This is a genomic window from Exiguobacterium artemiae 255-15, from assembly GCF_000019905.1.
Classification (GTDB): Bacteria; Bacillota; Bacilli; order Exiguobacteriales; family Exiguobacteriaceae; genus Exiguobacterium_A; species Exiguobacterium_A artemiae.
In genome coordinates, this window is record NC_010556.1 from 2277077 (window position 1) to 2295029 (window position 17953).

Annotated in this window: 19 protein-coding genes, 1 pseudogene and 1 riboswitch; of the genes and pseudogenes, 7 read left to right on the plus strand and 13 right to left on the minus strand. The window is 47.4% G+C overall.

Annotated elements, in window-relative coordinates:
* Nucleotides 1–101: 101 nt before the first annotated feature.
* The 5 genes from ptsG (EXIG_RS11770) to EXIG_RS11790 all read right to left on the minus strand — a co-directional run bounded on the left by ptsG (EXIG_RS11770) (nucleotide 102) and on the right by EXIG_RS11790 (nucleotide 6650).
* A complete protein-coding gene (ptsG, locus tag EXIG_RS11770; protein WP_012371176.1) occupies nucleotides 102–2207 on the minus strand; it encodes a glucose-specific PTS transporter subunit IIBC in 2106 nt (701 codons plus the stop codon).
* Between the two features lie 132 nt (nucleotides 2208–2339).
* Nucleotides 2340–3863 (minus strand): glucose-specific PTS transporter subunit IIBC, encoded by a 1524-nt coding sequence (gene ptsG / locus EXIG_RS11775; protein WP_012371177.1) that lies wholly within the window; start codon nucleotides 3861–3863, stop codon nucleotides 2340–2342.
* 217 nt (nucleotides 3864–4080) lie between these two features.
* Nucleotides 4081–4938: a glucose PTS transporter transcription antiterminator GlcT gene (glcT, locus tag EXIG_RS11780; protein WP_012371178.1), complete on the minus strand. Its 858-nt coding sequence runs from the start codon at nucleotides 4936–4938 to the stop codon at nucleotides 4081–4083.
* A gap of 101 nt (nucleotides 4939–5039) precedes the next feature.
* Nucleotides 5040–5357: a YuiB family protein gene (locus EXIG_RS11785; RefSeq protein WP_012371179.1), complete on the minus strand. Its 318-nt coding sequence runs from the start codon at nucleotides 5355–5357 to the stop codon at nucleotides 5040–5042.
* Nucleotides 5358–5438: 81 nt separating this feature from the next.
* Nucleotides 5439–6650, minus strand: a complete 1212-nt coding sequence (locus EXIG_RS11790) for an NAD(P)/FAD-dependent oxidoreductase (RefSeq protein WP_012371180.1) — start codon at nucleotides 6648–6650, stop codon at nucleotides 5439–5441.
* Nucleotides 6651–6891: 241 nt separating this feature from the next.
* Here EXIG_RS11790 and EXIG_RS11795 point away from each other — a divergent pair, with 241 nt between their 5' ends.
* Entirely contained in the window at nucleotides 6892–7887 is a 996-nt protein-coding gene (locus EXIG_RS11795) for an NAD(P)/FAD-dependent oxidoreductase (protein ID WP_012371181.1), read from the plus strand.
* A gap of 61 nt (nucleotides 7888–7948) precedes the next feature.
* Here EXIG_RS11795 and EXIG_RS11800 read toward each other — a convergent pair whose 3' ends face one another.
* From EXIG_RS11800 to EXIG_RS11815, 4 genes are all read right to left on the minus strand, one after another.
* Nucleotides 7949–8470: a GNAT family N-acetyltransferase gene (locus EXIG_RS11800; protein ID WP_012371182.1), complete on the minus strand. Its 522-nt coding sequence runs from the start codon at nucleotides 8468–8470 to the stop codon at nucleotides 7949–7951.
* On the minus strand, nucleotides 8467–8973 hold the full coding sequence (locus tag EXIG_RS11805) for a GNAT family N-acetyltransferase (protein WP_012371183.1): 507 nt from the start codon (nucleotides 8971–8973) through the stop codon (nucleotides 8467–8469). Before EXIG_RS11805 ends, EXIG_RS11800 begins: the two co-directional genes overlap by 4 nt.
* Nucleotides 8970–9836, minus strand: a complete 867-nt coding sequence (locus EXIG_RS11810; RefSeq protein ID WP_041261702.1) for an NAD-dependent epimerase/dehydratase family protein — start codon at nucleotides 9834–9836, stop codon at nucleotides 8970–8972. The genes EXIG_RS11805 and EXIG_RS11810 overlap by 4 nt, the downstream gene beginning before the upstream one ends.
* A gap of 133 nt (nucleotides 9837–9969) precedes the next feature.
* Nucleotides 9970–10320, minus strand: coding sequence for a HesB/IscA family protein (locus EXIG_RS11815; protein ID WP_012371185.1), 351 nt, complete (start codon nucleotides 10318–10320; stop codon nucleotides 9970–9972).
* A 117-nt stretch (nucleotides 10321–10437) separates the two neighbouring features.
* A riboswitch (FMN riboswitch) is annotated at nucleotides 10438–10578 on the plus strand.
* 154 nt (nucleotides 10579–10732) lie between these two features.
* On the opposite strand from EXIG_RS11815, the gene EXIG_RS11820 reads away from it, so the two are divergent.
* Nucleotides 10733–11299, plus strand: a complete 567-nt coding sequence (locus EXIG_RS11820; RefSeq protein WP_012371186.1) for an ECF transporter S component — start codon at nucleotides 10733–10735, stop codon at nucleotides 11297–11299.
* 63 nt (nucleotides 11300–11362) lie between these two features.
* Here the strand turns inward: EXIG_RS11820 and EXIG_RS11825 are convergent, their stop codons facing one another.
* Nucleotides 11363–11596 carry a YuzB family protein gene (locus tag EXIG_RS11825; protein WP_012371187.1) on the minus strand — a complete coding sequence of 78 codons (234 nt, stop codon included), beginning with the start codon at nucleotides 11594–11596 and terminating at the stop codon, nucleotides 11363–11365.
* A 92-nt stretch (nucleotides 11597–11688) separates the two neighbouring features.
* Here EXIG_RS11825 and EXIG_RS11830 point away from each other — a divergent pair, with 92 nt between their 5' ends.
* Entirely contained in the window at nucleotides 11689–12741 is a 1053-nt protein-coding gene (locus EXIG_RS11830) for an NAD(P)/FAD-dependent oxidoreductase (protein ID WP_012371188.1), read from the plus strand.
* Between the two features lie 15 nt (nucleotides 12742–12756).
* Here the strand turns inward: EXIG_RS11830 and EXIG_RS11835 are convergent, their stop codons facing one another.
* Entirely contained in the window at nucleotides 12757–13062 is a 306-nt protein-coding gene (locus tag EXIG_RS11835) for a DUF1462 family protein (RefSeq protein WP_012371189.1), read from the minus strand.
* Between the two features lie 110 nt (nucleotides 13063–13172).
* Here EXIG_RS11835 and EXIG_RS11840 point away from each other — a divergent pair, with 110 nt between their 5' ends.
* Nucleotides 13173–13400 (plus strand): NifU family protein, encoded by a 228-nt coding sequence (locus EXIG_RS11840; RefSeq protein ID WP_012371190.1) that lies wholly within the window; start codon nucleotides 13173–13175, stop codon nucleotides 13398–13400.
* A gap of 45 nt (nucleotides 13401–13445) precedes the next feature.
* On the opposite strand, the gene nucF is transcribed toward EXIG_RS11840, so the two are convergent.
* A complete protein-coding gene (gene nucF, locus EXIG_RS11845) occupies nucleotides 13446–14210 on the minus strand; it encodes a 5' nucleotidase NucF (RefSeq protein ID WP_012371191.1) in 765 nt (254 codons plus the stop codon).
* A 6-nt stretch (nucleotides 14211–14216) separates the two neighbouring features.
* Nucleotides 14217–14660 carry a DUF86 domain-containing protein gene (locus EXIG_RS11850; RefSeq protein WP_012371192.1) on the minus strand — a complete coding sequence of 148 codons (444 nt, stop codon included), beginning with the start codon at nucleotides 14658–14660 and terminating at the stop codon, nucleotides 14217–14219.
* 154 nt (nucleotides 14661–14814) lie between these two features.
* On the opposite strand from EXIG_RS11850, the gene glpX reads away from it, so the two are divergent.
* The 3 genes and pseudogenes from glpX to EXIG_RS11865 form a co-directional block, all read left to right on the plus strand.
* Nucleotides 14815–15795 carry a class II fructose-bisphosphatase gene (gene glpX / locus EXIG_RS11855; protein ID WP_012371193.1) on the plus strand — a complete coding sequence of 327 codons (981 nt, stop codon included), beginning with the start codon at nucleotides 14815–14817 and terminating at the stop codon, nucleotides 15793–15795.
* A 36-nt stretch (nucleotides 15796–15831) separates the two neighbouring features.
* A complete protein-coding gene (locus EXIG_RS11860) occupies nucleotides 15832–16107 on the plus strand; it encodes a DUF3055 domain-containing protein (protein ID WP_012371194.1) in 276 nt (91 codons plus the stop codon).
* Between the two features lie 171 nt (nucleotides 16108–16278).
* Nucleotides 16279–17829: pseudogene (locus EXIG_RS11865) on the plus strand (IS1182 family transposase); the annotation flags it as partial.
* Nucleotides 17830–17953 lie beyond the last annotated feature (124 nt).

The window sequence follows — 17953 nt, forward strand, 5'->3', positions numbered from 1 at the left end:
ATTCATTGTATCATCATATGTGCAAAATCTCATCGTTAAATGTTCACGGAATACAAAAAAAACACGACTCCAAAATCGGAGCCGTGTTCAGCATCCACTTCTTATTTAATGTCATACGAAATCTTTTCACCCGCTTCAACGGTTTTACCAACATCAACGGAGACTTTCCGGTCGCCGCTGTTCGTGACGATGATTGGTGTGAGCAATGATGGGACAAGTGGTCGGATTTGTTCCAGATCGACGTTCAATAACGGTGAACCTGGTTCGACCCGGTCGCCGGCTTTCGCGAGCGCTTCAAATCCTTTTCCTTCGAGCGATACTGTATCAATACCGATATGAATCAAAATTTCATCCCCGTTATCGGCCAAAATACCAATCGCATGTTTGGTCGGGAAGAAGGTCGTAATTTCACCGGAAACAGGTGACACGACATATCCTTCCGTCGGTTCGATGGCATAACCGTCACCCATCATCCGTCCGGAGAAGACTTGATCCGGTACATCATCGAGAGAACGAATCACACCGCTGAGTGGCGAGACGTATCCTTCGCTCGGGACATAGGCACCATCTGTTCCGGCTAATCCGGACCGGTCATCTGTCCGGTTTTCCGTCCGTGCTTCCGCGCCTGTCGGAACCTGCGGAATCGGATCGGCTTCCGGTTTGACTGGTGGTTGATAATTCGGATCGTTCATGATTTCTGCCATCTCAGTCTTGATACCGTCCGATTTCGGACCGAAGATAGCCTGAACGTTATCCCCGACTTCGAGGACACCGGCAGCACCCAACTGTTTCAAGCGCTCTTTATTGACACCGGATTTATCATTGACGGTAATCCGGAGCCGTGTGATACAGGCATCCAAATGTTTGATATTGGAAGGTCCGCCAAATGCCTGGAGAATTTCATATGGCAATTCACCAGCTGTCGCACCGGCTGTCGCTGCCCCTTCCTGAATCGCTTCACGTCCAGGAATCTTCAGATCAAATTTCTGGATGACGAAACGGAAGCCGAAGTAATAAATGACCGCGAAGACAAGACCGACCGGAATGACGAGCCACCAGGAGGTTCGGTTTGGTAAAATACCGAACAACGTATAGTCAATCAATCCTCCGGAGAAGGTCATCCCGATCTTGACGTTTAAGATGTCCATGATCATGAATGACAATCCGGCAAACACAGCGTGAACTGCAAACAATAACGGGGCAACGAATACGAATGAAAACTCGACAGGTTCAGTAATCCCTGTCAGGAAAGAAGTCAGGGCAGCCGAGAAGTATAACCCTTCAACCGCTTTCCGGCGATCCTTCGCAACCGTATGATACATCGCAAGACACGCAGCAGGAAGTCCAAACATCATGAACGGGTATTTCCCGGTCATATACGTTCCGGCTGTAAATGGAACACCATCTTTTAACTGGGCGAAGAAGATCCGCTGATCCCCGTTAACGAGATTACCGGCTTTATCGGTATATTCACCGAACTGGAACCAAAAACTTGAATACCAAATATGGTGGAGACCAAACGGAATGAGAGAACGTTCGACTAATCCAAAGATGAAGGCAGATAACGTTTCGTTTGATTCGATGATGGTTTTCGAGAACGTATTGATCCCCGTCCCGATTGGTGGCCAAATATAAGACAGGGCAAAACCAGCGACTAAACTGAATAGCGCTGTAGCAATCGGTACAAATCGTTTACCGGCAAAGAATCCAAGGAAATCCGGAAGTTTAATCTTAAAGAATTTATTATAGCTGTACGCCGCAATCAACCCGGCGATAATCCCTCCGAACACCCCCATTTGCAGGGTCGGAATTCCTAAAACGGTCGCATACGATAAATCACTCGATTTTTGTGCTTCTGTAATCTTTTCAGGCGTAATCTGTAAAAATGAACTGATAACTTTGTTCATGATCAGGAATCCGACGATTGCGGCCAATCCTGCGACCCCTTCACCGTTCGCAAGACCAATCGCAACCCCGACGGCAAACAGTAATCCTAAGTTGGCAAAGATGATATCCCCTGCATCCTGCATGACCCGCCAAATGACGACCAGTGCGTCATTTTCGAGAAACGGAAGATACTGCGTCAGATTCGGGTTTTGAAACGCCGTACCAAACGCCAGGAGCAACCCCGCTGCCGGTAGGATTGCGACCGGTAACATCAAAGCTTTACCGATCCGTTGCAATACACCGAACACATTTTTCCACATCAGTGATTTCCCTCCTTTTTTTGACCAAACTACTTACTTCATACCCTTAATGTTTCTTGCGCAAAACTATTTGTCTGATGTTTCTTTCCACAAAAAAAGAGCCTTCCCAAATTGGGAAAGCTCTTTTAAATATTAGACTGACTTTTCTTGTTTACGTGAGTTGATGACGGCTTGAATCTCAGATTTAATGTTATCTGATTTTGGTCCGTAGATGGCTTGAACGTTGTTACCAACTTCAAGTACTCCAGCCGCACCTAATTTTTTCAATTCGTTTTTATCAACTTTTGATTTATCAAGAACTTCAACACGAAGACGTGTGATACATGCGTCAAGGTGTTTGATGTTTGATTCAGAACCGAGTGCATCAAGGATACCAGCTGCGAGTTCAGAACCTTGTGCCATTGATGTCTCTTGTACTTCGTCTTCACGACCTGGTGTTTTCAAGTTGAACTTGCGGATTGCGAAACGGAATCCGACGTAGTAAACAACTGCAAGAACAAGACCGACGACGATGACGAGCCACCACTGCGTGCGTCCTGGAAGGACACCGAAGAGAAGGAAGTCAATCAATCCACCTGAGAATGTCATACCGATTTTAACGTTCAACAATTGCATTGTCATGAACGAAAGACCTGCGAAGACTGCGTGAACTGCGAACAAGATCGGAGCAACGAACAAGAATGCGAATTCGATTGGCTCTGTGATACCTGTCAAGAAAGCTGTAAGTGCTGCTGATCCAAGAAGACCACCAACGACTGCGCGACGCTCTGGGCGTGCTTCATGGTACATAGCAAGTGCTGCTGCAGGAAGACCGAACATCATGAACGGGAATTTACCAGTCATGAATGTACCAGCTGTCAATGCAACGTTATCTTTCAACTGAGCGAAGAAGATCGCTTGGTCACCGTGAACAACTGTGCCGGCTTTGTTCGTGTAAGAACCGAACTCGAACCAGAATGGTGCGTAGAAGATATGGTGAAGACCAAATGGAATCAATGAACGTTCAATGAGACCAAAGACGAATGCTGCAAGAGTCGGGTTTTTCTCCATCATGAAGTGGGAGAATGTGTTCAATCCGTCTTGAGCGAACGGCCAAACGAAAACAAGTACAAGACCTGCGAATAATGAAACAACTGCTGTAACGATTGGAACAAAACGTTTTCCTGCGAAGAATCCGAGGAACTGCGGCAATTCGAGATTATGATACTTCCCGTAGGCCCAGGCTGCGATTAAACCGATGATGATACCACCGAAAACCCCTGTTTGAAGTGTCGGGATACCGAGTACGTTAGAGTACCCTTGTCCGTTAGCGACCATTTCTGGTGTAACGCCGAGCCAAACGCTCATTGTTTTGTTCATGATCAGGAATCCGACGATGGCTGCAAGTCCGGCTGCGCCGTCCCCTGCTAATCCGATCGCGACACCGACCGCGAATAAGAGTGCTAAGTTACCGAAGATGATATCTCCGGCTGCTTCCATCAATTTTGCAACCTTGATGACTGCATCATTTTTTAAGAACTCGAGTTTTGACGTCAAGTTCGGATTTTGCATCGCGTTACCGAATCCAAGTAAGATCCCGGCAGCAGGCAAAATCGCAACAGGAAGCATCAACGCTTTACCAACACGTTGAAGAACAGCGAAAATCTGTTTGAACATGTGTGTTTCCTCCTTTTGATGTACGAGCTAAGAATAAGGAATAATACCAATGACAGGTCGAAAAAAGTCAGACATCTGACCGATTTTCACAGAAAAAAATCAGGCACGAGCGGATTGTAGACAAAATACACTTATCCCGTAAAAATAACGGAAATAAATCATCTTGCCCGACATCCCACTCATGCCTGATCGTATCAGTAACACGTAGTCCGTGCGGTCATTTACCTAAATCGTACTGCACTAAGCGTTGCAGATGCATCGTAAGATACGTCGCTTCACCGCGCGGTACCGCTTTCTTCAACTGACGTTCCATGATGGACATCAGCTCCCAAGCAGTATCATAGCACAGCGGATATTCTTCGCGCAATAGCTTTTCTACTTTTTCTGGCGCCTCTAGGTACTCCCCATTGGAAACCCTTTCAATCGCTGAACGCAAGTGCCGGATTAAACGCTTGTAATCCAGTGATTTCCGGTCGATTTTAATCTGTAATCGTTGTTCAATATGACTGGCAATCAATCCGACCAATTGATGATGCCGGTTCACTTCGAGGACATCTTTGAAGTTCGTCGCCGAGTGAATATGAAGGGCGATAAATCCTGTTTCGGCCGGAGGTAAATAAAAGTTCATCTCGGCACTGATGAATTCGACGATTTCTTCAGCGAGCGCATACTCTTCCGGATATAACGCTTCCGTTTCCGCAAGAAACGGATTTGTGACTTCCATTCCCTGTTCGAGCCGCTTGAACGTAAACGTCAAATGGTCCGTCAATCCGATATGAATGTGCTCATCGACCCGTTTTCCGAATCGCGTTTCGATCATTGAAACGATCTCATTCATCAAAGCGATGAAGTTTTCATCCAGATGTCCGACAAGCGCCTTGTACTGCGCTTGCTCGTCTTTATCTTTTAACGTATACACTTTTTCCAATTTATCAAGATCCGTTAGTTGATCGCCTGGCTTCCGACCGAAGCCAATCCCTTTTGCGAGGATAATGACTTCCTGGTTGGCACCAGTCGAACAAATGACGACATTATTATTTAAGACTTTGATAACGTGGTACATTTGTTTATCCATTCGCTCTCAACCCTATCTGCTCTTACACATTTTTTTAAAGACACTGATTTTATTATAACGTGTTTTCACATACTAAAAAAGCCTACTCACTCAAGTAGACTTTAAAACATTTGGTAACCGCTCTTACGCAGGAAGCGAATTGACATTCCGGCGATGATGATTCCGGCAAGACCGGCAACGAACATCGTGATATCCGCCGTCTGCAGACCCATGATGCGTTCCCCGAGTTTCGGGATTGCTTCACGCGCATTCGTGAAATAATCCAGTGTCGACTGATTATCAATCATCATGATGATGATAATCGGATACAGGACAAGCATGATCCACGTACTGCGTAACAACATGTTTAAGATAAAACCGATACTAAAGAACATGACGAGATATAGAACACTCCCGATCACGGCTTGAATGATATGCATAATGTTCCCCCTTTGAATCTCTTTTAGTATAACCGACAAAAAAGGCAAATGCACGAGTGTACATTTGCCTAAAACGTGAACTTAGAATTTACCTTTTTTGATGGCAAGACCAATCTTTTTAAGCTCAAGGAAATGTTTGTTGTCGATGACTTTTTTCATGAACGATGCGTTACGGCCGTAAATCTTCTTACCGAAGACCATTCCGATTCCATCTTTATGACCAAGTGAAGCGACAGTTCCTTTGTTCTCGTATGTGAATGTCGATGTTTGACGTCCACCGATGAGTGCAGCAATGTTTTCAGCCACTTTATGTGCCTGTTGTGTTGCGATTTGTGCTGTCGGCGGGTATGGGCGGTTTGAAGCCGGATCCATAACAGCTGAACAGTCACCGATCATGAAGACATTTTCATGCCCAGGAACGCGGAGGTCTTCTTGAACGACAACACGGTTACGCATTGCTTCAAAACCAGACGCTGCAACAACAGGGTTACCGCTGACGCCACCAGTCCAGATGATTGTGTTCGCTTCGATTGTTTCTGTTGTATCCCCTTGGAGCGGTCCGAATGTAACGCTGCCCGGTCCACATTCCTTGATGCCGTTACCGAGTTTAAACTCGATGCCTTGGCGCTCAAGCCATTTATGTGCGTAGTTTACGAGATCTGCATCGAATCCTGGAAGAACAGTCGGTGCAGCTTCGATGTTGACGACACGAACGAGTTCGCGCGGGATGTCATATTGTTTGCAAAGTTCAGGAATCCGGTTGACGAGCTCACCCATGAACTCGATACCCGTGAACCCAGCGCCACCGACGACGATCGTCAAGAGTGAACGGTTTGTTGAACCTGTCGTTTTGTACTCTGCGAATGAGTAGTCGATGTGCTCTTTGATTTTACGGACACTGTTCAATGAACTGATTGTTAGAGCGTTCTCTTTCAATCCTTTGATTCCGAATGTTTCAGGAACTCCGCCGAGTGCCACGACGACATAATCGTAAGGGACTGTTCCACCGTCGACGAGTTTCACTGTGTTGCTTGCTGTATCGACTTTTTCGACGATTCCTTTTACAAGCTTGACGCGTGAAGGGTTGATGACATCGTTGATATAGATACGCGCTTGTTCAGCAGACATCGTACCTGCTGCTGGTTCATGTAGCCACGTTGTTTGGTAATGGTAATCGTGCTTGTTGATTAATGTGATGTTGGCTTGGTCGACGCCAAGTTTCTTTTGAAGGTTGACTGCTGTGATCAATCCACCGTAGCCGGCTCCAAGAATAACAATGTTTGGTGTGTTCATGTTCTGATACCCCTTACGCATAATAGTTTTGTTGTGATTTTCTTCACATTCAATTGCAGATAAATGCTCAAAAACTTTGTTCAAATAATGTTCACACGTCTATACGTTTATTGAACCATTTTCTATCATAGATTGCAAAGGGAAATTATGCAAACCCAAAAAAATGTGAGATGTCCCGTACTTGCAACATCGAACCCTACTTCCTATATAATAGAGGTATCCAATTTTAGGAGGGACTCAGATGCACCAACCATATGATGTCACGATTATCGGGGGCGGTCCGGTCGGGCTGTTCACCGCGTTTTACTCAGGGATGCGTCAAATGAAGACGAAAGTCATCGAAAGTCTGCCGCAACTCGGCGGACAGCTAGCGACGCTCTACCCTGAAAAATATATATACGATATTGCCGGCTTCCCGAAAGTCAAAGCCCAGGACCTGGTCGATCGGCTGCTGGAACAGGCAAATGAATTTGATCCGACGTATGTGCTCGGCGAAACCGTCCTTGCATACGAACGTCTCGATGATGGACTGATCCGTCTTGTCACGAACAAGGGGGAACATTATACGAAAACCGTCATCCTGACAGCCGGGAACGGTTCATTTGCTGCTCGTCCCCTCGGTGTCGCGGACGCAGAACGATTTGAAGGCAGTAACTTACACTACTTCGTCAACGAGATGGACCGCTTCAAAGATCGCCAGGTCGTCCTGCTCGGCGGTGGTGATTCCGCAGTCGACTGGTCGCTGATGCTCGAGCCAATCGCGAAATCCGTCACACTCGTTCACCGACGCGATAAATTCCGCGCCCATGAGCATACGGTCGAATTGTTGCATAACTCGTCCGTCAATGTCATGACACCTTATACCCTTGAATCCGTCACCGGAGAAGACAGTATCGAGACGCTGACATTCAAACATGCCGAAACGGATGAAGTGATTGTCGTCGGTGCTGATGATGTCGTCTGTAACTTTGGTTTCGTCTCATCACTCGGACCGCTTAAAGAGTGGGAGGTCGAATTCGAACGGAATTCCATCCGTGTCAACTCGAAGATGGAAACTGCGATTCCCGGCGTATTTGCCTGCGGCGACATCGCGACGTATGACGGTCGTGTCAAATTGATCGCGACCGGTTTCGGAGAAGCACCGATTGCCGTTAACCAGGCGAAGTTGCTTGTTGATCCATCAGCCCGCCATCCGCAACACTCAACAAGTCTGTTCGAAAAAGTGAAAAATCATTAAGTGATCACGAACAACAGCGTCCCTTCGATTTCGGAAATCGAAGGGACGCTGTTTTTTGGGCTTATGCGTTGGATACGGGATCGAGTGTAATTCGGTACGTCCACTCACTCAGCTGTTTCCCACCCCGCTCGATGGTTTTTTCGGAAACGAGTCGTCCGCCGAAACGTTCGTAAAAATGACGGGACGGGTTATCTGCCAGCACACTTACCATGCAAGACAAGAAGCCTTTCCGCCTGAGATCTTCCAACACGTGATCAAACAACCGTTTACCGGTTCGTTGCCCCTGATGGCTTTTCAACAGATAGAGCGCGTACAGCTCTCCCTCCGTCGTATCATTTTCCCTATTTGGTCCACCATTCGCAAAACCGACGATTTCGTTTGTCTGATCAAGTGCCACAAAAACCGGACCTTCGGCAAGACTGTTCCGCCAACCCGGTTCCCGCTTCTCCGCAGATAACTGATCGAGATATGCATCCGGAATAATCGTCCGATATGTTTCCCGCCAAGATGCGACATGAATCCGGGCAATCGCAGCAGCGTCTTCCATGTCGGCTCGTCGAATCGTTAAAAATCCGGTATTCATAGTGGAATGATAAATCGCCGGACCCGTGTTCCATCTTCTTTGATGTAAGATTCGATTTCTTGACCACCGTTTGTCAAAATGACACGACCGGATGCGGTGTTATCCGCACTACAGGTGATCAAGACGAAGGCAAGTCCCCGCTTTCGCGCAAATTCAAGCGCTTGCCGTAATCCTTCCGTCGCATACCCCTTATTGCGCGCACTCGGTCGAATGCCATAACCGATATGCCCTCCGACTTGTTGCAATTGATCGTTTAAATCATGCCGGAAATTGACTGCACCGACAATCGTTTCCCCGTCATACAACCAATACGTCGAGTGGGTCACCCAGTTCGTCGGGGCCACCCGTTCCTCTTGTTCCTGTTCTTCCAAAAAATCCTCCAACGGCAGAAACGTTTTACTGACGACACTCGGAACGATGCTTTCACCGGATTCTTGCCACTCTGATACATAATCAAGGTATTCCGGTTCCAAGTGCAGCGATGGTTTAATTAAGGTAATCATTTGTGGTTCCGGACCTCCTCTTCAATCAAACGATCAAGCCAGTCATCAACATGTTGGAAGATATATCCTGCTTGTTTGGCTGCCGTCGTATCCATATAGAAATCGTGATCCGGTGCAAGCGGTGACGGCTCTTCGCCTGTCGTCTCAAACCGTGACGTCGTTCCTGCCACGTGATCAATCTTATCCATTAAGTCCTGAATCGATAATACGCCGTCACTCGCGGCATTAATTGGTCCTGTCATCGTCGAACGGCCGCACCACTCGAGGAAAGCTGCCGCTTCATAACTCGAGATATATCCCATCTTCGCATACAGATTTTCAGCGATGACCGGTTGATCGGCTAGTGCCCGTTTGACATGAAAGATCAGCCGCTCCGTGTAATCATCCGGTCCGAGGACAACCGGGAAACGGACGGCAATGACCGGGAAAGTCGCCCGTTGGAAGAAATAACTTTCCGCCTGACGTTTTCCTTCGCCGTAATCATGTTCTTTTTCAAGATCATATTTCCCGGGAAACGGATTATAGGACCGCTCGGAAATGTTTGTCCCGCCCTGCTCATAGACCGACATCGTCGACGTCAGAATGTAACGCCCGACTTTTCCTTCGAAGGCATCGACCGCAAGCTTCGCCTGATACGGATTAAAACAAATATTGTCATAGATGATATCCCAGTTTTGACTTCCAAGATCCTTCATCGTACTGCTTGATGTCCGGTCCCCTTTAAAAAATGTCAAGCCCTTCGCGACCGGCGGCCTATGTTCCCCACGCGTGACAATCGTCACATCATCCCCCGATTCCGCGAGCCGTAATGCCAACCGTCGACCAAAGTAGCGTGTTCCACCGAAAATCAGTACCTTTCGCATCGATAGTCCTCCCTCATCATAGCGTGCTAACGTTCCTGTTAGTCCTTCTCCATCTCCATTGAAAAGTCCTGTCAATCGCTCGTGAAAACAAAAAAATCGCAGACGGCAATCGTCTGCGATACAAGTCATTTCATTAACAGCCGCCCGGTGTGCCGGCATTCGTCGCCGTTCGGAACGACGTTCCGCAACCGCATGTCGCGATTGCATTTGGATTCGTAATCGTGAATCCGCCTCCGAGCATGGATTGTTTATAATCTACTTCCAGTCCTTTAACGACCGGATAATCTTTTTGATCAACGATGACTTTGACTCCGTGTTGCTCAAAGGTCAAGTCCGTCTCTTTTTCACTGTCAAACCCCATGCCGTAGGAGAGACCACTGCATCCGCCGCCTTGGACGAGCATGCGCAGATTTTGTTCATCGTCCGGCGCCTGCAACATCATTTCTTTGACTTGCAGTGCGGCCGCTTCTGTTAAATGAATCATGTCATCACCTTCCCTTTTTTATTAGTATACGCAATTTTAAGGGGAATCGAAACCTAGTTGCTTGAAACAATCTTGAATTCGTTGTATAAATAAGTTGTATTAAAAAAAATTAAATCGTTCCATCTTCAGGGCAGGGTGAAATTCCCGACCGGCGGTAAACAGGCGATTCGCCTGAAGCCCGCGAGCGAATAGGGCGCTATTTGCTGATTCTGTGTAACTCAGGAGCCGACAGTATAGTCTGGATGGGAGAAGATGGCGGCATGTTTCTTTCTTGAACCGATTTTGCAAAAATCGGTCAGGCTTAGTTTACTGCGGACTTCTCCCCCATCGAACACTTCGATGGGGGTTTATTTTGAACGCAGACATGCCAATACTTCATCGAGAGGAACGAGCAAAAGGAGATTATACTCGTATGAAACGCACACAAAAAATGGTCACATTATCGATGTTAGGTTCAATTTCATTTGTTCTTATGCTACTGAATTTCCCGCTTCCGTTTTTACCGAACTATTTGAAGATTGACTTCAGTGATGTTCCTGCTTTGATCGCCGCAATCATGTTCTCACCTGTTGCCGGCGTCATCGTCGAAGCACTCAAAAACGTCCTGTACTACATCTTACGTGGAAGTGGTGTTCCGGTCGGTGAGCTTGCCAACTTCGCAGCTGGCGTTGCCTTCATTCTTCCGGTCAGTTGGTTCTATCATAAAAAGAAATCGACAAAAGGTCTCGCAACCGGTCTTGTCGCAGGTACGATCACGATGGCACTCGGTCTTGCCATCCTCAACTATATCTTGATTCTTCCAGCGTACGCTTGGTTCTTCGGTATGGACTACATGCTTGACCCTGCCGTCAAGTGGACGACGATTACAGCCGGTATCTTACCGTTTAACATCATCAAGGCGATGTTCATCTCAGCACTCTTCATCCCGCTGTTCCTGAAACTAAAACCTTGGATGACACGTCGTCAACAAACTGTCTAAGTCCGAAGCCGCGCCCGCTGACAGACACAAATCCCCGGTCTCTTGTGAGACACGGGGATTTTTTTAGAGCTCGTTTTCTTCGATTTTCTGATAAATCTTTTCAAGCAGTTCTTCCGGTGTCTCCCCGACAACGGTTTCTCCATCGACGAGACAAAAATGGTCAAGCGAACAAATCCCGCAATAACCGAGGCAACCATATTCGACGACATCGACATTCGGGTCCCGTTCGAGCTGTTGCATGACGACCTGAGTCCCTGTCGCTAAGTTACTGATACAAAATTCAATAATCGGATTCACTTTTTTTCCTCCTTCAGGCAGGAATTATCTTTCCTCATGTCGTATTATACAAGGTCAGACTGATTTAGGGGAACTAAGGGGGATTTTAAGTTATGAAGCAACTGGTTGTTTTAGGTGGCGGATATGGTGGCATGCGGATTTGTGAACGATTCAAGGATGAAGATGTCGCTGTGACGCTCGTCGATCGTTTACCGTACCACGCGTTAAAAACAGAGTACTATGCACTTGCTGCCGGAACATTGTCGGACCGGGATGTCCGGATCGCGTTTCCGGAAGGGGAACATCTCTCATATAAGTATGGACATGTCGTAAAGATTTCACCAGAGACGAACTCCGTTCATCTGCAAGACGGAACGGAATTGTTTTATGATGATTTGATCATCGCCTTAGGTTGTGAAGATAAATACCATAACATACCGGGGGCACAAGAGTTTACTTACAGCATCCAGACACTCGAAGAGTCACGGAAAACACAACAGGCGATTTGCGGACTTTCACCCGGTGCGATCGTTTCCATCGTCGGAGCCGGATTATCCGGAGTCGAGCTCGCGAGTGAACTGCACGAAAGCCGGAAAGATTTGAAAATTCGCCTATTCGACCGGGGACCGTCCGTTCTGTCCTTCCTCTCGGATAAAGTGTCGACCTACGTCCAGGAATGGTTCGAGGAGCATGACGTCGAAGTCATCAATAACTCGAACGTCACCTTCGTCACGGCGGATGATGTTCAAAACGGGGATGACGCCTATCCATCGAACTTAACGATTTGGACAGCGGGTACGCAACCGGTTAAAGTCGTCCGTGATCTTGGTTTTGAAGCTGACAGCGGCGGACGGATCAAGCTGACGGAACACCACCACGTGCCGGAACATGAAAATGTGTTCGTCATCGGGGATTGTGCCAGTCTCCCGTATGCGCCAAGCGGTCAGCTTGCGGAGCATCAAGCGGATCAGGTCGTCGATGTCCTGCAGGCAAAATGGGCCGGCAAGAAATTACCGAAACTGCCGGAAATCAAATTGCGCGGTATGCTCGGATCACTTGGAAAGTCAGACGGCTTCGGCATCGTCATGGGGAAACAGGCGTTGACAGGGAAAGTTCCACGTCTTCTGAAGTCCGGTGTGCTCTGGAAACATAAAAAAATTAAATAAAAAAAACGGCGCCGGTCATTCCGGGGCCGTTTTTTCAAGTCTTCTGTCAATTGCCTGCGTGATTTTTTTCAACTGGACGTATCCTTCATCGACCATCTCACCGTCAAGCAGAACAAGCGGATAAAAATAAACATCGTCCTGAAGAGCCGTAATCCATTCATCCTCGACCGGTGCCGCTTCGAAATCCACATATTCAAAAGTCAATGCCGTCTCGTACTTCCGTCCAAGAACGGCCTGCAGCCAACTGTATGTCTCCTCTGAACTTGGTGCCCCAACGCAACTCGGACACGTCTGTGCCGCCCCATATACCTTGATTTCCATCTGTGGTCCCCCCTATTTGTTACACTTCTTTTTTAGTATACAAGTTTTCCAGATTGAGAACATTTTTCAACCCTGTTACAATGATTCTATAAGAAAGGATGTGTTTACGCATGGAAATGTTTGATCAAGTAAACGAAGTACTCGAAAAATTGCGTCCGTTCCTTCTTCGTGACGGAGGAGACGTTGAACTCGTAGATGTAGAAGATGGTATCGTCAAACTCCGTTTGATGGGAGCTTGCGGCAGCTGCCCAAGTTCAACAATCACACTGAAAGCTGGTATCGAACGTGCCCTGCTTGAAGAAGTAGCCGGCGTCGTTGAAGTCGAACAAGTTTTCTAATGAAGTAAAATCCCCACTGACATCCGTCAATGGGGATTTTTGTGTTTAAAGAATCCATTCTGCCAACGTATCGACCATGTAGGTCGGTTGGGCATCCTGTCCTTGAATGAAGACCGGTGTATGAACGCCGGAGTTGACATGCATCGTCCGGATACCGCCGTTGATCCCGAATAAAATGTCGGTATGGTAATTATCTCCGACCATGATGAGATCTTCTTTCGCAAGACCGATCATCTCAGCCGCAATATTGACCATGACCGGTTCCGGTTTCCCGATATAAAACGGTTCTTTTTCCGTCGTCACGCGTAACACCGATGTCAACGCCCCGTTCCCCGGTAAGAAGCCGCGCTCTGTCGGAATCGCGATATCTCCGTTCGTCGAGATAAAACGGGCGCCGGCCCGAATCGCGAGGGCTCCGATCGCTAACTTCTCATACGTGATCTGACGGTCAAGACCAATCACGACATAATCGGCATGCTCATCCGCAACGACTTGTAAGCCTTGACGCTCAAGAGCATCAATCAATCCGCCTTCTCCGATGGCATAGACTTTCGCACCCGGATCGAGTTCTGCGATGTAGCGACCTGTCGCCATCGCACTGGTTAAGACATGTTCCGCGTTCGAGTGAACACCCATGCCTCGTAATTTCTCAGCGACGGCTTCTGCCGTCATCGAAGCATTATTCGTAACGAACAGATACGGTACATCTTCTTCCTGCAACCGGTTGACGAAATCAACCGCTTCTTTGACGGGTTCTGTCCCGTTATACATCGTACCGTCTAAATCAAATAAATAGCCTTTTGCCTTCATGCTGACTCACTCCTCATTTGGTAAAAATGCCGAGACGGGTCCGAGTTCTGTCTCTAGATAATGTCGGACCGCGTCCGGGAAACGACGTAATTGTGTTTCTTCCTCAAACAAAACGTTGCGGATTTCCGCTGTACTTGATGTCGTAAATTCACGGACGATTTGTGTCCGGAGTGCCACGATGCGCTTCAAACTCGTCGCAAGTGACGCGTCGATGACCCGCTCATCTTCTAAAATCATGACGATATCTTCATAACTTCCCGGATCACGCATGATGAAACCATCAATCATACTGTTTCCGATGTCGATGATGCTTTCAATCACTAAAAATCCAATCCGTTCCCACGCCAGTGAAACCGTCAAAGCGTCCCCCGTTAACTCTTTACTTTGACGCAATGCCGTTTCCAAACAAACTACGGTTTGTTCAATCTTTTCACGATTCACAAAATACATCTTCCATTCCCCCTCACACCCTTCATTTTAGCTCTATCGGCGAAACATGAAAAGCAGAAAGGCTGTTTGCATCACATTGCGCAATGTGTTATCCTCAATTTAGATTTTTACGAAAATAGTATGTCACATTAGGTGACTTGGAGGTTATTCATAGATGGAACGCGAATTAGCACTAGAAATCGTCCGAGCAACAGAAGCAGCTGCACTGGCATCCGCCAAATGGATTGGCCGGGGCAAGAAGAACGAAGCCGATGATGCGGCAACAACAGCCATGCGCGAAGTCTTAAACACCGTTAACATGGCGGGAACAGTCGTCATCGGTGAAGGGGAACTCGACGAAGCACCGATGTTATTCATCGGCGAAAAAGTTGGTACGACAAGCGGTCCTATCGTCGATATCGCCGTCGATCCGCTCGAAGGAACGAACATCGTGGCAAAAGGTCTCGGTAACGCCATGGTCGTCATCGCAGTCGCTGACCAGGGAGCATTGTTACACGCACCGGATATGTATATGGATAAACTGACAGTCGGACCAAACTTAAAAGGACATGTCTCACTTGACGATCCCCTTGAAGTCATCATTCAAAAAGCAGCAGAACTAAATCAGAAAAGGATTGAAGATGTCACGGTCATCATGCAGGATCGTCCGCGCCATGATCACTTCCGAGAAGCGGCAATGCGTGTCGGCGCACGTGTCCGTCTGTTTGAAGACGGCGATGTATCAGCCGGAATCGCTCCGCTCTCACCATCAACGGGCATCGATATCTTCATTGGAACCGGTGGGGCACCGGAAGGCGTCATCACAGCGGCTGCCGTCAAAGCAATGGGCGGCGATATGCAGGCACGTCTGCACCCGATGAACGAGGAAGAAACAGCACGCGTCATCCGGATGGGGCTTGCGGATCCGTTGCAATTGTTGACGCTTGATGATCTGATCAAAAGTGACGACTGCATCTTCGCAGCAACAGGCGTGACGACAGGTGAAATGCTCGACGGCGTCCGCTTCTTGACGGATGATATCGTCGAGACGACATCACTCGTCATGCGTTCAAAAACACGGACGATCCGGAAAGTCATCGCCGAACATAGCTTGTCACGTAAACCGTACTTGCAAAAGGTTCCTCAAACCCTTTAATCTAAGCAGAGATGAAGGAAATGAGGGAACTGACAGATGATGCAAGAACGCGATTTTTTATATGATGACGTCGAACAGACAAAAACCCGATTCGTTTGCTGGATTGGTGAGACGAGCCGGTTTGATTTAGCGATCACCCATTCCGAACATTTTTTCGGAAAGATTTTAGTGTTGAATCTCTTATCCAACCGGTTTGCCATCATCGGTCCGGATGACTTCGATGAACCCGGCTATATCGCTCATGCCTTTGATCTTGAGGATGAAGTGGCGGATGAACTTGAAGGATACTTACGCGACTATATCGGATTATAAGCAAAAAAACGAGGCTGGGACATAACTCAGTTTTATAAATGAGAAGGCCCTCGAAACGTTTTTCGTTTCAAGGGCCTTCTTCTATGATGAAAAACCGATTTTAAGTAAACAAATAAGGACTGCCTCTGATAAAGTTAAAGTGACCAAACCATAACTATCGGAGGTGTCCTTATGTTTAAAAATTATACCATGAACCAGCTGGTTCTACCTTTAGATTTAGAAATTCGTCTTCAAGAAAACGATATCGCATTCGCCGTTCATCATCTTGTCGAGTCCATTCCCGACGATGCCTTTGAACCTTTTACTCGAACGACAGGCTGCCCCGCCTATCATCCACGCATGATGATGAAGATCATTTTATGCGCCTATACGCAATCGGTCTTCTCTGGTCGGAAGATCGAAGGACTCCTTCAAGACAGCCTGCGTATGATGTGGCTCGCTCAAGGGAATGAACCGAGCTATCGTACTATCAATCGCTTTCGAGTGCACCCGGCAGTCACACCTATCCTTAAGCAGGCGTTCGTCACCTTCCGTTGCCATCTCGTCGAGATGGGAGAAATTAAGGAAGAAGCGATCTTCATTGATGGTACGAAACTAGAAGCGAATGCGAATCGATATACGTTCGTCTGGCGAAAATCCGTCGAGCGATATAGTGCGTCGCTCGTTGAAAAGTCTAATCTTCTCTATGAAGAACTCGTCGCACAAGAAATCTTACCGGAGATTGAACGAGAAAGTCCAGACGAACTGACCCTTCCTGAACTCGAGCACATCGGTGATGTTTTGGAGGGACGAATCGCTTCTATCAATCAAGAAATCGAGGCAAGTTCAGATACGCAGGAGAGAAAACGGCTTCGTTCCGAACGAAAGCAACCCCATCTTTTCCGAAAAAAGTTCGCTGAGTTCGTGGAAAGAAAAAGGAAGTATGCCGTCCAAAAGGAAACGTTCGATGGACGGAACAGCTATTCGAAAACGGATACGGATGCGACGTTTATGCGGATGAAGGAAGATCATATGCAAAATGGACAACTCAAGCCGGGGTACAACGTGCAGATTGCGACCGAAGGTCAATATACCCTCGCTTATGATGTCTATCCCAATCCGACCGATGCCCGCACGTTAATCCCATTTTTAGATGAGGTTTCCTCGTATCTTACTTTACCGAAACATATCGTTGCGGACGCCGGCTATGGAAGCCAAGAAAATTATCAGGAGATTCTGATGCGCCGAGGGCGCATTCCGCTCGTTCCCTATACGATGTTTCAAAAAGAGAAGACGCGAAAATGGCGTGATGATCCTTTTAATCTCGTCAACTGGTCCTACGATGAAACGACCGATCACTTTGTATGCCCGAACGGGCAGAACGTGACGTTCCGTTACATGTCTAAGAGAACGGATCGATATGGTTTTACCCGCGATTTCAAGGTGTACGAAAGTGAGAGTTGTGATGACTGCCCGCTTCGATCCCTCTGTACCAAGGCAGAGAAGGGTCGTCATCGCCAAGTCCGAGTAAACGTTTCGTGGGAAGAGCAAAAGGAACAGGTAAAGGACCTGCTTTCAGATCAAAAAACCGGGAAAATCTACGCGAAACGTAAGATAGACGTAGAACCAGTTTTTGGGAATCTGAAGGCTAATTTGCGTTTCACTCGTTTTTCCGTAAGAGGAAAAGCAAAGGTGAAACGTGAGCTTGGCTTCATCCTTATGGCAGTAAATCTGAGAAAGTGGCTCACCCAAAGTATTGCCCGAGGGGCATTTTAACAAGAGGTGATGAAAAAAAATAAGGGATTGCCATCGTGACGATGGCAATCCCTTATTTTCTTTAAAAGCCAGCTAGTTATGTCCCAGCCTC

Coding starts and splice junctions, on each gene's coding strand:
- ptsG (WP_012371176.1), bottom strand. CDS start 2,207: ATGTGGAAAAATGTGTTCGGTGTATTGCAACGGATCGGTAAAGCTTTG.
- ptsG (WP_012371177.1), bottom strand. CDS start 3,863: ATGTTCAAACAGATTTTCGCTGTTCTTCAACGTGTTGGTAAAGCGTTG.
- glcT (WP_012371178.1), bottom strand. CDS start 4,938: ATGGATAAACAAATGTACCACGTTATCAAAGTCTTAAATAATAATGTC.
- EXIG_RS11785 (WP_012371179.1), bottom strand. CDS start 5,357: ATGCATATCATTCAAGCCGTGATCGGGAGTGTTCTATATCTCGTCATG.
- EXIG_RS11790 (WP_012371180.1), bottom strand. CDS start 6,650: ATGAACACACCAAACATTGTTATTCTTGGAGCCGGCTACGGTGGATTG.
- EXIG_RS11795 (WP_012371181.1), top strand. CDS start 6,892: ATGCACCAACCATATGATGTCACGATTATCGGGGGCGGTCCGGTCGGG.
- EXIG_RS11800 (WP_012371182.1), bottom strand. CDS start 8,470: ATGAATACCGGATTTTTAACGATTCGACGAGCCGACATGGAAGACGCT.
- EXIG_RS11805 (WP_012371183.1), bottom strand. CDS start 8,973: ATGATTACCTTAATTAAACCATCGCTGCACTTGGAACCGGAATACCTT.
- EXIG_RS11810 (WP_041261702.1), bottom strand. CDS start 9,836: ATGCGAAAGGTACTGATTTTCGGTGGAACACGCTACTTTGGTCGACGG.
- EXIG_RS11815 (WP_012371185.1), bottom strand. CDS start 10,320: ATGATTCATTTAACAGAAGCGGCCGCACTGCAAGTCAAAGAAATGATG.
- EXIG_RS11820 (WP_012371186.1), top strand. CDS start 10,733: ATGAAACGCACACAAAAAATGGTCACATTATCGATGTTAGGTTCAATT.
- EXIG_RS11830 (WP_012371188.1), top strand. CDS start 11,689: ATGAAGCAACTGGTTGTTTTAGGTGGCGGATATGGTGGCATGCGGATT.
- EXIG_RS11835 (WP_012371189.1), bottom strand. CDS start 13,062: ATGGAAATCAAGGTATATGGGGCGGCACAGACGTGTCCGAGTTGCGTT.
- EXIG_RS11840 (WP_012371190.1), top strand. CDS start 13,173: ATGGAAATGTTTGATCAAGTAAACGAAGTACTCGAAAAATTGCGTCCG.
- nucF (WP_012371191.1), bottom strand. CDS start 14,210: ATGAAGGCAAAAGGCTATTTATTTGATTTAGACGGTACGATGTATAAC.
- EXIG_RS11850 (WP_012371192.1), bottom strand. CDS start 14,660: ATGTATTTTGTGAATCGTGAAAAGATTGAACAAACCGTAGTTTGTTTG.
- glpX (WP_012371193.1), top strand. CDS start 14,815: ATGGAACGCGAATTAGCACTAGAAATCGTCCGAGCAACAGAAGCAGCT.
- EXIG_RS11860 (WP_012371194.1), top strand. CDS start 15,832: ATGATGCAAGAACGCGATTTTTTATATGATGACGTCGAACAGACAAAA.